Annotated in this window: 11 protein-coding genes; 8 read left to right on the top strand and 3 right to left on the bottom strand. The window is 56.5% G+C overall.

Annotated elements, in window-relative coordinates; all coding sequences use genetic code 11:
* Positions 1-94: 94 nt before the first annotated feature.
* Both punC and ACP7A4_RS19670 read left to right on the top strand, forming a co-directional pair.
* Positions 95-1,276 (top strand): purine nucleoside transporter PunC, encoded by a 1,182-nt coding sequence (punC, locus tag ACP7A4_RS19675; protein WP_426248007.1) that lies wholly within the window; start codon positions 95-97, stop codon positions 1,274-1,276.
* 57 nt (positions 1,277-1,333) lie between these two features.
* A complete protein-coding gene (locus ACP7A4_RS19670; protein WP_059762347.1) occupies positions 1,334-1,870 on the top strand; it encodes a hypothetical protein in 537 nt (178 codons plus the stop codon).
* A 60-nt stretch (positions 1,871-1,930) separates the two neighbouring features.
* On the opposite strand, the gene ACP7A4_RS19665 is transcribed toward ACP7A4_RS19670, so the two are convergent.
* The gene (locus ACP7A4_RS19665) at positions 1,931-2,626 is read right to left on the bottom strand and encodes a pirin family protein (RefSeq protein ID WP_426248006.1); all 696 of its coding nucleotides are present in this window, start codon (positions 2,624-2,626) and stop codon (positions 1,931-1,933) included.
* Between the two features lie 265 nt (positions 2,627-2,891).
* Between ACP7A4_RS19665 and ACP7A4_RS19660 the strand changes: the two genes are divergently transcribed.
* Positions 2,892-5,372, top strand: a complete 2,481-nt coding sequence (locus ACP7A4_RS19660; protein WP_426248005.1) for a UvrD-helicase domain-containing protein — start codon at positions 2,892-2,894, stop codon at positions 5,370-5,372.
* Between the two features lie 66 nt (positions 5,373-5,438).
* Here the strand turns inward: ACP7A4_RS19660 and ACP7A4_RS19655 are convergent, their stop codons facing one another.
* Positions 5,439-6,110, bottom strand: a complete 672-nt coding sequence (locus tag ACP7A4_RS19655) for a helix-turn-helix transcriptional regulator (RefSeq protein ID WP_426248004.1) — start codon at positions 6,108-6,110, stop codon at positions 5,439-5,441.
* Positions 6,111-6,241: 131 nt separating this feature from the next.
* Between ACP7A4_RS19655 and ACP7A4_RS19650 the strand changes: the two genes are divergently transcribed.
* Positions 6,242-7,696, top strand: coding sequence for an MFS transporter (locus tag ACP7A4_RS19650; protein WP_203303957.1), 1,455 nt, complete (start codon positions 6,242-6,244; stop codon positions 7,694-7,696).
* Positions 7,693-9,027 (top strand): DUF6687 family protein, encoded by a 1,335-nt coding sequence (locus ACP7A4_RS19645; RefSeq protein WP_426248003.1) that lies wholly within the window; start codon positions 7,693-7,695, stop codon positions 9,025-9,027. Before ACP7A4_RS19650 ends, ACP7A4_RS19645 begins: the two co-directional genes overlap by 4 nt.
* 49 nt (positions 9,028-9,076) lie before the next feature.
* Here ACP7A4_RS19645 and ACP7A4_RS19640 read toward each other — a convergent pair whose 3' ends face one another.
* Positions 9,077-9,814, bottom strand: a complete 738-nt coding sequence (locus tag ACP7A4_RS19640; protein WP_059762341.1) for a nitroreductase family protein — start codon at positions 9,812-9,814, stop codon at positions 9,077-9,079.
* A gap of 325 nt (positions 9,815-10,139) precedes the next feature.
* On the opposite strand from ACP7A4_RS19640, the gene ACP7A4_RS19635 reads away from it, so the two are divergent.
* From ACP7A4_RS19635 to ACP7A4_RS19625, 3 genes are all read left to right on the top strand, one after another.
* Entirely contained in the window at positions 10,140-11,201 is a 1,062-nt protein-coding gene (locus ACP7A4_RS19635; protein WP_203303955.1) for a methyltransferase, read from the top strand.
* Positions 11,194-12,060 carry a VOC family protein gene (locus ACP7A4_RS19630; protein ID WP_426248002.1) on the top strand — a complete coding sequence of 289 codons (867 nt, stop codon included), beginning with the start codon at positions 11,194-11,196 and terminating at the stop codon, positions 12,058-12,060. Before ACP7A4_RS19635 ends, ACP7A4_RS19630 begins: the two co-directional genes overlap by 8 nt.
* 74 nt (positions 12,061-12,134) lie before the next feature.
* Positions 12,135-13,145 carry a formylglycine-generating enzyme family protein gene (locus ACP7A4_RS19625; RefSeq protein WP_203303953.1) on the top strand — a complete coding sequence of 337 codons (1,011 nt, stop codon included), beginning with the start codon at positions 12,135-12,137 and terminating at the stop codon, positions 13,143-13,145.
* Positions 13,146-13,164 lie beyond the last annotated feature (19 nt).

The following is a 13,164-nucleotide window of genomic DNA, read 5'->3' as shown; positions in this document are numbered from 1 at the left end:
CCAAAGTGAAATTATTATCGCTTCACAAGCGAATGCTCAGCCGGATAATGCACGCCAGTCAACAAATTGTTTGATGGGAAGCTTTTAGGTGCACATGAAGAACTCGTTTGGTTTCACCTGTTACCTCGCCGGCCTCAGCATGCTGGGCTATTTGGCGATGGATATGTATTTACCGGCATTTGGCACATTGCGCAGTGAGTTACAGCTGTCAGCCGGTGCGGTGGGGGCCAGTTTAAGCATCTTTCTGGCCGGTTTTGCGTTTGGCCAATTGCTCTGGGGACCGCTGTCGGATCGGCTTGGACGCAAGCCTGTGCTCTTGGCGGGTTTGTCGATGTTTGCGTTGGGCTGCCTGGGCATGCTCTGGGTCGACAACGCGGTGTGGCTGTTGAGCCTGCGCTTTGTTCAGGCCATCGGCATTTGCGCCGCAGCGGTGACGTGGCAAGCCCTGGTGATTGACCGTTACCCGGCCGACAAAGCCAATCGGGTGTTTGCAGGCATTATGCCGCTGATGGGCTTATCGCCAGCCCTGGCGCCCCTGTTGGGGGCCGTGGTGCTCAACCATTTGGGGTGGCAGGCAATCTTCACGGTGTTGCTGGGGATTTCTCTGATGCTGTTGGTGCCCACGTTGCTGCTTAAAGACAAGCCGCGCGTACGTATTCAGACCGACACTGCGCGCGTGAGTTACTTCCAGTTGCTGAGTTCGGCGACGTTCAGCGGCAATGTGATGATTTTTGCAGCGTGCTCAGCCAGTTTTTTCGCTTGGCTGACGGCTTCGCCCTTCATCCTCGGCGACATGGGCTACAGCCCGAACGATATTGGCTTGAGCTATGCGTTTCCGACGTTGGCATTTTTGATTGGCGGCTACAGCTGCCGCAGTGCCTTGCAGCGCATCAAAGGCCGTACGTTATTGCCCTGGTTGTTGTTGGCTTATTGCGCAAGCATGGTGGGACTCTATGTCGTCGCCACACAGACTGAACCTACGCTGATCACTTTGTTGATTCCGTTTTGCCTGATGGCGTTGGTCAACGGTGCGAGTTACCCGATCGTGGTCGCCAACGCCTTGCTGCCATTTTCCAAAAACTCAGGCAAAGCTGCTGCACTGCAAAACACCCTACAGCTTGGTTTGTGCTTTCTGGGCAGTCTGCTGGTATCGGCCTACATCAGTAAGCCGCTAGAAATCACCGTCGAAGTCATGTTGGCTTCAGCACCTGTAGCACTGTTGGGGTACATGATTCAGCGGCGCAAAGTAGTGGCCGAAGGTCTGGCAACGCGCTGAACTTTGTCGTCATTGTGGGCATCAAAGCGTTTTCGAGTCACTGCGTGAGCGCTTTGGATGACCCAAATCATTACCCCGGACACCCCGCCACACGTTCACACCGAACATGACGCAAAAATGTTTGGTTCGCCCAAGGACCGTCTGGACTTTTATCGCCGCGAAATCCAGTACGAAACCAGCATTCTGTCCCACCGCACGGACGCCTATCTGGCAGCCCAGTCTTTTTTGGTGATCGCATTTGCGTCGAGCATGGCCAACCTCAACCCGGAGTGGGGCAAGTTCTTCACGTTGACCGTGCCACCGATGTTGGCGGTGTTGGGGCTGATGATTTCGTTGAATGCCTGGCCGGGTATTCGGGCTGCGTACGACATCATCGATCATTGGCACTTCAAGCAGAGTGAGTTGCTAAGCAGCGAGCCACAGATGGGGCTTGCTTATGACGAGTCCCCGCTGTTTTGTGAGATGGAATCGACGCACAAAGGCTACAAAAAATCGTTGATGTTCTCGGTACGGTCGCCTTGGCTGTTCGCCTGCTTCTGGTTGGTACTGGGTGCGTTTTCGCTTTACATCCAGATCGATAACCCAATGACTTAAGGGTGTTTCAAACCGTGAAAAAGCCGAGCCTCATTACAGGCCCGGCTTTTTCATTGGGCGTCATGCCACGTCGACCAGTACGATTTCGCTGTCCTCCAGTGCCTGTACGCGCAGCACGCTTTCATCAGCAATGGCCACCCCGTCACGGGCATTGGCTCGCAGGCCGTTGACCTCAATCACACCGGTCGCAGGCACCAGATACGCACGTCTGCCTTTATCCAAGACGTATTCGGCTGTCTCGCCCGCCTTCAGGTTGGCGGCCACCAGGCGAGCGTCGGCGCGGATACGCAGGCTCTCTTGATCACCGTCCTTGCCGCTGGCCAACGTCACAAAGCCTTCACGCTGACCTTTAGGGAACGGTTTGGCGCCCCACGCAGGTGCATCACCGGCCTGATTGGGCAGGATCCAGATCTGGAAAATCTTGGTCGCGGTCGATTCCAGGTTGAACTCGCTGTGCGCAATGCCAGTGCCGGCACTCATGACTTGCACATCGCCTGCTTCAGTGCGGCCTTTGTTGCCCAGGTTATCTTCATGAGTGATGGCGCCTTCTCGCACATAGGTGATGATTTCCATGTCACGGTGCGGATGTTTTGGGAAACCGGTGCCGGGAGCGATGACGTCGTCGTTCCACACGCGCAGATTGCCCCAGTTCATGCGTTGCGGGTCGTAGTACTCGGCGAACGAAAAGTGATGATGCGCGTCCAACCAGCCGTGATTCGCGCCGCCCAGTGTGTTGAAAGGTCTGAGTTCAAGCATGATGCTGCTCCTGTTCGGGTCAGTCGGGCGAAGGATGCTGCTACCCGATCGATGATGGGAGTGAGTTTCCAATAATGATTAATCGATAAAAAGCGTAAAAAATGCTTTAAACCAATCTATTTGTTCGATCTTTACCCTTGGCAACAGATAATCCTTTGCCTTCAAAGCACAAGCTAAACTGCTGACATTCAAGCAATTAGCTAGAACTCTTCGCGCAATGGGGCGACCATAGTGCCCCCGGACAGCCTCACACCCTGGAGTCAGCGTGCCGCAACACAAATCCGATCAGCCTGATGAACTCGCTCCTATCACTCAACTGCCGATGCTCAAGCGCCTGGCTGCACGGTTGTTTGGCAGCGGTTTAACCCGTTTGCGGGCTCAACACGCAGCATCGTGGTTGCATGGCCAGGCGGACGGGTTTCGCAGCGGGCACAGCGCGGGGGTGGATTACGGCTACAAAGAGGGCCATGCAGAGGGATTTGAAGACGGGCGTCAGGTGCTGCACATCAATGACACGCGATCCCGGGAACTGCGCGGGCCGGGGGTCGATGATGACTTGTTCGATGACTGGCGCCTGCCCCTGACGGCTGAGTTGAAAAAGCAGGTCAAGGCTGATGTGGCGGCGATGTTGCCGGCGCATGCGCAACCCAGTGCGGCGCAATGGAAGATGATCTTCAGTGACACCCCTTCAACCTCGGTAGTCGCGGGTGCAGGGGCAGGGAAATCGACCTCGCTGGTGTTGCGTATTTTGCTGCTCAGCCACTACTTGGGTTTTGAGCTGAGTTCGATGACCGTCGTCACCTTTACCCGAGAGTCGCGTAAGGACTTTATTGCCAAGCTGCAAGAAGTGTTCGGTTTGTGGGGACAAGCCCTGAGTTTCAAGCAGGCGCAGGACGTTGTACGCACCTTTCATTCGCGTATTTTGCCGATGGTGCGCAGCCTGCCGGGTTACGCCAAGTTAGAAGCCTTTGAAAACCTCAGTGCGCGCAGTGCCCAGGCGGATGAAGAGGTTGAGAGCAATCCTTTTGATTTGCGCATCAACGACACCCAGCGCCAACAACTGAATGCCTGTTATCACGCGCTGTACACCCGTGACGAACGCTTCAAGACGCTTATATCGCCGCTGTGTCGGCATGCTCTACAGCTCAGGGCGCTGGAACGTGATCATCCGGATGTGCAAAAGCGCATGGCGGTGACTGAATTAGCCGCCAAGCGCGATGAAGAACTCTGCGACACCCTCGAAGATTTATGGTTTGGCGCGGGCGCGTGGCCTATCCAGGGCATTGAGCCGAGCCGTGAAACCTTCCAGATCAATGGCTCCACCTTCCATTGCCACGGTTATATCCCGCAGCTCGACGCGTGGGTGGTGTTGGGGTTTGATCCAGGAGAAAGCCCGCAGATCAGCCGTCCCAATGCCAAGCTGACCGTGCGCGCTGAGTGCGCAGTCAAGAAGACCCTGTTTCGAGCTTTCTGCGATAAGCCATTGATATGGATAGATAGTTATAGTGCGTCAAAGCGTGTTCTATCCGCGCTGGCGGATGAGGCTAGCGCGGGGCCGGGCATTGACTACAAGCTCAAGGGGGAGCTGAGTTCAGCGCCGCTGCTGGACTGTTTTGTCAGCGCCGCCAGCTTTATCGAGAACCTGGGGCTGGATGTTGCGACGGCTGTCGGTGACATGCGCTTTGCCAAGGACGACCCCGACCGGTTTTTCTTCGAGGCGTTGAGCCTTTATTGGCGTGCCCTGGAAGATCACTTGCTGGCGCAAACCCCGCCAGTCATGACCTATAACCGCATGTTCGCGCTGTTTGGCGAGAACAGCCCCGAAAATTTCAAGCTGCTCAACCATGAGCAATTGCGTCCGCTTTCGCACTTGATGATCGATGAATTTCAGGACGTTTCGCCACAGATCGTCTCCTGGTTGCGTGCCAGTTTGCGCGAGATCCGCAGCCGCGGCCCCGCCATGCACATCGGCCGGGGCGCACAACGTTCGTCGTTGCTGTGTGTTGGCGATGATTGGCAGTCGATTTACGGCTGGCGGGGCAGTTCGCCCAAATACTTTATGGATTTCAATAAAGAGTTTGTTTCACCGGCCACTACGCGGGTGATGCTCAGTGACAATTTCCGTAGCCACCAGCACATTATTGATGCCGCCGAACACATCGTGCGTGCAGCCCCCGGTATTCCCGGCAAGCGTGCCAAGGCGAGTGGAGAACCAAAAACCTTGGTGCCGGTTGCCGTATTGAATCGTGACGATCAGTCACTGGCCGCACAACTGATCGAGCATTACAACGCAGGTAACAGCGTCTTAATGTTGTATCGAAAAAGCAGCGATAAGTTATTGATAGAAAAAGAAATTCAGCCTGTAGTTAATGCGGATTCTAGATTGCCGCCAGAGGCACGCAGGCTTAAACAGTTGACCTATCACAGTTCCAAAGGGCTGCAAGCGGATGCGGTTTTCCTGCTGGGAGACTGTCAGCATCTGACGTCATCGCCCTACAAAAATCAGGTGTATCGCATGGCTGGGCTAGGTAAGGCGGGTGACCCCGAGCCGTATGATTCGGCGCAGAAGGACGAGGTGCTGCGTCTGGCCTATGTCGGTATCACGCGTGCGATCAAGCATTGTTATTGGTACGTAGAAAGCCAGGACGCTCAAGGGCCGAACATCCCCAAGGCTTCTGATCGGGTACCTAAAGACAAAGCCTTCTTCGAAGACATGCGTGGCGTCACTGCCCAGACGCAGCGCTAGAAGAGCCAGCCTTCGCACTTGAGTCTCAAGGCGAAGGCGCAAGGTCAGCCGCGCGCCCCCCGTCGCTCAAGACGGGTGCGGCGTCACACGGTAGACGCACCGGCGATCGCCGGTGATCAAATGCTCAATGCGTTCAACGTCAGCGTCTTGCCCTAACGCCGCCTGAAACACTTGCAGCTCCGAGCGACAGAAGCCCTGACATTTCTGCGCGGCAATGCAAATCGGACAATGGCTTTCTATCAGCAGCCAGCTTTCACCGTCGGCCTGCATGCTGGCCATATAACCGGCCGCGTCACGAATCCTTACCAGAACCATGACTTTTTCTTCGAGACTGGTGGCCTGCGCGCACGCGTTGACGTAGTCGTGGGTATTGGCTTGTTCAATGCTGCTGACCACTTTATCGATGCCATCGTTGCCGTAGATCAACTTGATCGAATCAATCAGCTGCAAGGTGAGCTGTGCGTGCGTGTCGGGAAACCGCGCCTGCGCCGCAGGGGTCAGCGCCCACTTCTGCGAGGGGCGGCCAGCGCCTGCCGAAGGCACGACTTGACCGACAATCAGCTCGGCCTCCAGCAGTTTTTGAATTTGCTGGCGTGTGGCCTCAAGGGTGATTTTTAGCAGCGGTCCCAGGTCGGCAGTTTTAAGCGGGCCATGGGATTTGAGCAAAAACAGAATCCGTTCAGCAGTGGCGCCGGTGTTGCGCGAGGCATTGGCGGAGTCGGTCGGGGTTGCGCACATAGGGCAGTGGTCGTCTCAAGAGGGATGGGTGAAGCCGGACGTGATCATACCCACAACTTCAAAAAATAATTATCAAAGCTTTACCTTTTGTAATAGGCTCGATGCAACGGAATGTAACTCAGGGCAGGGATATGACAACGGCAACAGGATGGGCGGCATTATTGCTGGGCAAAAACGGACTCAGGTCCTTGGCGCTGGCGGGTGGAGTCGCGTTGCATGCGATCAACGTGTACTTGGTCACCACCATTTTGCCGTCTGTGGTCAAGGACATTGGCGGGCTTGATTACTACGCCTGGAACACCACGTTGTTTGTCGTGGCTTCGATTATCGGCTCAGTGCTGTCGGCCAAGTGCCTGACAGGCCTTGGGCCAAAACTCGCTTATGCAGTAGCGGGTGTGATTTTTGCCATCGGCTGTGGCATTTGCAGCCTGGCGCCGGACATGGGCGTGTTGATTCTTGGGCGCACAGTGCAAGGGTTGGGGGGCGGATTATTGTTCGCCTTGCCGTACTCGATGATCCGCCTGGTGTTCGATGAAGGCTTGTGGCCGCGCGCAATGGCCCTGATTTCGGGCATGTGGGGCGCTGCGACGTTGATCGGACCTGCGGTGGGCGGTGTATTTGCGCAATATGACGCCTGGCGTGCGGCGTTCTGGGTGCTGATCCCCGTCACACTGGTATTCATGTTGCTGGCTACGCTGATGCTGCCAAAGAAAAGCACCGAGCCGCGTGCCAAGGTCTCGGTGCCGATGGTGCAACTGGCGCTATTGACCGCAGTGGTGCTGGCCATCTCCCTGGGCAGCATCAAACCCTCGCCCTTGTTCAATGGCTTGGGGTTACTGGTCGGGTTGGTGCTGTTGTATGCGGTGTACCGGGTGGAAGGCAGCGACAAACATCGCATGTTGCCCAAAAACAGCCTGAGTTCCCACGGCGCATTGTTGCCGATCTATCTGTCCATGAGCTTGATGGTCATTGGCATGACCAGTGAAGTCTTCGTGCCGTACTTCTTGCAAGTGCTACACCTGCAAACGCCGTTGGTAGCGGGGTATATCGCGGCTTTAATGGCGGCTGGCTGGACGTTGGGAGCGCTCTACAGTTCGAGCCTGGCCCGTGAGTCGGCCAATCGGGCAACGCTGTATGGCCCGGTGTTTGTCGTCGTGGGGTTGGCGCTGGCGTGCATTTTTGTCCCGCAAACCACCGGTTCTTTACTGAGTTTGTGCGGGGTCTCGGTGGGCATGGTCTGCGTGGGTACAGGTATAGGTCTGGCGTGGCCACACCTGCTGACGCGGGTATTGGCCAATGTGCCGGATGCTGAGAAAGACATTGCCGGGGCCTCCATTACCACTGTGCAGTTGATTGCCACGGCCATAGGTGCGGCGTTGGCGGGCATGATTGCTAACCTGGCCGGATTTACCACACCGGGCGGCGTGGAGGGTGCCTCGAGCGCTGCGGCGTGGTTGTTTGGTCTGTATGCATTGCTGTCGGCGCTGCTGTTTATCACTGTGCGCCAGGTGATCCGGCGCGATACGGTTGAGGGGCACGTTGATAGAGACGTGCTACTGGCCACTGAAAAGCCGGAGTTGCCATGACTCTGTTCAGCGCATTGAACTGCGGTGAGAGTGAGGTAATGGCAGATGCCGATGTCCTGGGGCAAACCCGGGCGCTTGATATCCGCCTGCTCGGTGGGCGGCCTATCGGTTTGTGTGAAAACCACTTCATTGACTTGACGAGCGCCATTGCCGGGCCGGGCAGTGCGCCGCGCAATGGGGAGGGGCGAGATATTCGGCGCGAAAACCTGTGCCGGTTGGTCTACACCCTGGGCGGTCATGGCGAAATCAGGCAAACCGAGGTGGACTTTCAGCGCGTACCGTTAACGTTGCCGGATTTGCCACCTGCAACTGCTGCACCTGCTGATGCAGCGGCGCAGGCGGTGCGTATTGATGCGCATAGTCAATTTGGCTATCTGCCGTTGGACATGACGGGTGAAGTGGCCAATATCTCGCTGGACTCAACCCACAATGAGCAGACGCGTTTGACGCTGTCTCATTGGCCTGCCAACCGTACCCCGCAGCCGTACAAAGCCAACCTGTCGACGCAAAGTGCTTTGCGCTACATGGCGCAGGCCACTGCCTGGCCGCAGGCGAGCATCGTCACCAGCGATCATTTCGACCTCGACGGCTTGGCCTCTATCTATGCGTTTCTGGCACCCGAGCACGCGCAGCGTCATGCAGACGTGCTGATCGATGTTGCCCGGTTGGGGGACTACGCTCGCGGTACCTGCAGCCATGCTTTGCAGGTGGCTTTTACCCTAAACCATTTGGCCGAGCGCACCCGCACCTCACGTGCACCCAACGAAAGTCGGCAGTTACTTAAAACCTTTGGCACGTTGCTGCCACTGCTCAACGATGTGATTGAGCGCACGCACACCTACAGCCCAGCCTGGCGCGAGCAATGGCAGCTGCTTGAGCACACCGAAACGCTGTTGTCAGACCCACAGATGCAGCTTGAGGAGCATGCTGATATTGATTTGGCCGTATTTCGCCTGCCCGCGGAGGCGAGCGTTGGAATCAACCCGGGCCAACCCTACTTCGGACTTTCCAATATTGCGTTTCATAACCGCACCCAATGCGGCGTGTTGGCGATCATAAAGGGTCCTTTCATCGAGATTCGCCAACGCTACGAAAGCTGGGTGGAGCGTGTCAGCGGTGTGAGGCGGGACCGCCGCGACCTGGCGATTTTCCAGCGTGCGTTGCAGGATCGCGAGCGGGGTAATGCACAGTGGGGTTACGACGGTGTGCAATGGATCATGCCGGCACTCAAACTGCGTGCCGGCGGCCTGAGTGATCTTTGGCCGCAGACAATACTGGAAGAGCTCCAGCAATTCCTGCGTGTGGCCCCGGTTGCGTGGAGCAATGCCTGAGCTGCTGACGTTGCCGGACAACCCGCCGTGCGGCCTGCATCGTTAGTATTTACTCAATATCGAGGCCGTTGGCCCGCAATTGATTTCTCAGTTGCGGGCGGTAGTTATGGGAGTAACGCTGGCCCACACTGCTCGACCAACTCTGCGGCTGTGGGCGTTGCTGACGTTGCCAGTGCGCGAGCATCGCCTGGTCGTGCTCGCCTATCGCCGGGGCAATCGCATGGGGGTCATAGCGCTCGTCATGGCGAAAGCTGCTTATCGGCAAGCGCGGTTTTTGCGCGGCCGGATGCAGCACATAGCCAAGCGCCATTCCGCACAGGGCGAAGGTTTTTTCAGGCAATTGCAGCAGTTCAATCATGGCACTGGCATTGGCACGGATGCCGCTAACCGGCACCACGCCCAGGCCCAGTGAGCGGGCTGCCGTCATCATGGTGCTGAGAATGATCCCGGCATCGGTGGCAGCAGCCAGCATGCCTTCAAGGCAACGGTGAATATGTTGCTCGGCCCCGGCCCGGGCAACCCCTTGCGCTGTTTTGTGAAAGTCCACGATCAGCGTGATGAACACGGGTGCGGTCGCAATCCAGGGCTGACCGCCTGCCAGTTCTGCAATACGTTGGCGGGTTTCGGGGGCACGTACCACAACCGAGGAAATGTGCTGCGCATTGAAGGCAGAGGGCGCTTTGTGGCCAGTTTGAATAATGGCGCTTAGCAACTCCTCATCCACAGAGCGTGTTTGGAAGCTGCGCTCGCTACGATGGCGAGTGAGTAAATGAATCGTGTCGTTCATAAAACGCCTCATTCCTTAAGGACTTATTAAACGTTGATCTTTAATCGGTATTTCACGCGGGGCGGGAGGTGTAAACGCGTCTTTTTAGCAAAGAATATCTGGCCATACAAGTTATATAGATTGGTGTTTAGATAATTAAAAAATATAAAAGACATTCCTTGTTTTTATGGATATCGCGTCTACGCTCCTGCCGTGCCAAGCGGGGCACTCATGTTTGAGTGCCCGAGTGGTGTCTTTTTTTCTGCCCGGTCACTGGCAGAGCCGCAGTGGGTGCAGTGCCAAGTGCCAGGCATGGACGCAAATAACTAATAAGGAAGACAGTGGTATGAACGCGCAAAAACCGACAACCCTTTATGAACGCGCTAACGAAGTGGCGGGTTTAAACAGTGTTGTGGACTTGGTTAAGTTGTCTGATCAATATCGCCAATCGGCTATTTTGCACTTTGCTGTTGACCAGCAGGTGTTTGATCATACCCAGCACCCCGTGTCGGCCGAAGACGTAGCAACGCGTTTAGGATGGACCTCAAATAAAGGCAAAATTTTCCTCAATGGCCTGGTGGCCTTGGGGTTACTCAATAAACACGAGGACCGGTTTAGCAATCAGGTCTTGAGTGATCGTTTTTTAGTCAGCAGCAGCCCTGAATTCATTGGCCCCATCATTGCTCACCAGCGCTTGCAGTGGCAGAACTGGCCGCGGCTGGGCGAGATCCTGGCCACTGACCAATCCATGGATTTCCAGCAGGAAAACCGTTTCAAGCACGACCAGGCCGCACGTGACGCTTTTAACGATGCGATGGTGCGCTTTAGCCAGCCAATGGTCGATGTGGTGCGTGAACTGTCGATCTTCGATAACGCACGCACGGTAATCGATCTGGCAGGCGGGCATGGCACCTATATCGCCGAAATAGCCCGACGTCACCCCACACTCAAGGGTGAAATCTGGGACTTGGCAGCTACACGCGACGCCGCCCAACACACGCTGGACACCTACAATCTGCACGACCGCTTAACGTTCAAAGAGCGCAACCTGCTCGACTTGGCCAACTACCAGGGCGAAACCGCTGATGTGGTGATGCTTAACGATTGCCTGCACTACTTCACCCGCGAGCAGACCCGCGCCCTGATTGCCTCGGCCAGCCAACTGGTAGCCAAGGGCGGGGCATTGATGATTTTGAGCATGTCGCTGGATGCTAATGAAATCACGCCGGCTCTTTCCGCTGATTTCTCGTTGCACATGATGGTCAATACCGTGAATGGCGAGTTGCACCCCACGCCATGGCTTGTTCAGCAGATGAGTGATCAGGGGTTCGACGTCATGGAAGAAAAACTGGGGCGTTACAGTTTGTTGGTAGGGCGTCGCAAGGGGGAGGTTGCTGACCGTGCTTAAGCTTCTTGCGCTTCAGTCCCCTGCTTGCGCCGCCCGGCATCGTGCCTGGGCCAATGATTTGAGCGCAATTGCCAGCATGGCCGGGTTTGAGTTCCACCTTGAAGGTGAATGGCCTGCGCAGATCGATGGCCTCATTTTGTTGTGCGCCTCAGCGAGTGATGAACAGTTCTTTGCCGAGCATTTGCTTAAGTCACCTGAGCACGCCAAAAACAAGGCTGCGGTGGTGATTGCACTGGATGATTATCCGCAGCATGGCTCGCTCGCATTGCTGAACAGTGCACACGCATTTGTTTATCCTCACGGCCTGAAGGTGACGAGCCATCAGCCATCAGTGGCAGTCAGCGACTGGTTGGCCGGTTTTTCGAAATTTGCCGCCGCCGTCAAAATGTGGCGTTCGCTGGAGGGCACAACGATTGCCTGCGCCAGGGAAGCCGGGTTGGCGCCTCAGGTCAGCCATATCAATATCCTGACCCGCGACCTCGGCGTTTCACAGGCTTTCTATGAGCAGGTGCTGTCGGCCAGATATTGCTACAACCTTGGCCCGCGCAAGATCGTGATGGAACTCAATGGTTTTGATTTCTTCATTGAGTTAAACCCCACGTTCAGCTACCCGCCGGGCTACCACATCGGTTTGCGTGCATTGCCACACGACGTACAGCGCATTGCCGACAAGGTAGCCACCTGGCCCGGGATCAACGTAGTCAAGGGCAATGGCCCAGCTCCAGGCTTTCATCATGGGCCTGACAACGTGCGCACGGCGGTGTATTTCGAAGACCCTGACGGGCTGGTGATTGAGGTGTATTCCTCTGAAATCGAGATGATTGAAACCAACCCGCGCCTGGTCCTCGACCACCTCTAATCGTTGGACAAACGCGCTGATCGGGTAGCCCCTCGCGTCCCGTTCAGCCTGTCTGTGGCTGACAGAGTGAGTGTATGAAAACTAATAAAGCAGGGCACTGGCCTCGATTTTCGAGCCCGCTGCCCAAAGAGGTGACTGACCGTTTTTTGATGGGCTATGCGCCGCATTTTGTGGAGCATCCCATCAGCCGTCAGGTGCAAGGCGCATTGATCGATATGCTGGCGCTGCCGGTCAGTCAATTGCTCAGCATCATCAGCCAGGTTGAGCAGCCTTTGGCGACGCGCATTGCGGCCGGCGAAGTGCTGGGACTCAAAGGCGATCCGCGTATCGACCCCTTCAACCCGCACATGTTGACGGTGCCCGGCGGTACCGTTCAGATCGGGTTGGCACCTGAGCGTGTGGACCCCGTGATGAGCGCGTTCGAAGGTCTGGGGCTTGATCGCAGCTGGATCGAGAAAGAAACCCCCTGCCATCGGGTCGCACTCGATGAGTACCGGATTGCACGTTATCCGGTGACCAACAGCGAGTATCGGCATTTTTTGCTTGAAACACAGCACCCGGCACTTGCGAGCAGTTGGGCATTCGGCGCTTACCCGCATCATATGGCCAACCATCCGGTGTACAGCGTCGATGCCAGCGATGCGGATGCCTACGCGTGCTGGTTGAGCAAGCGCACCGGGCGTCTGTTCGCCTTGCCCTCTGAAGCACAGTGGGAGCATGCAGCGGCCGGGAGTCAGCGCTTGCAGTTCCCCTGGGGTGAGCACTTTGATGCCACTTTTGCCAACACTGCGGAACTGGGCTTGATGCAAACCACGCCAGTGGGGGTATTCATTGAAGGGGCTTCACCGTTCGGGGTGATGGACATGGCCGGTAACGTTGAAGAGTACGTAGCGCAGGCTTACCACCCTTACCCTGGCGGACCACAGATCCGTGATGACCTGGTGCTGGATGTCGGCGAGCATCGCGTCGCGCGGGGTGGAAGCTTCACCCGTTTCCGAGACCTGGCCCGCACCGCGCGTCGTCATGGCCGTTACCCCCGACCGCTCTATGTCATGGGTTTTCGCTTAGTTGAAAACCTGCGCTGATTGTCTGTCATCTGAACTT

The sequence above is a fragment of the Pseudomonas sp. TWR3-1-1 genome, assembly GCF_049896545.1.
GTDB lineage: Bacteria > Pseudomonadota > Gammaproteobacteria > Pseudomonadales > Pseudomonadaceae > Aquipseudomonas > Aquipseudomonas weihenstephanensis.
Note: the sequence above shows the minus strand (reverse complement) of the source record. Positions and strands in the feature narration are given on the sequence as shown.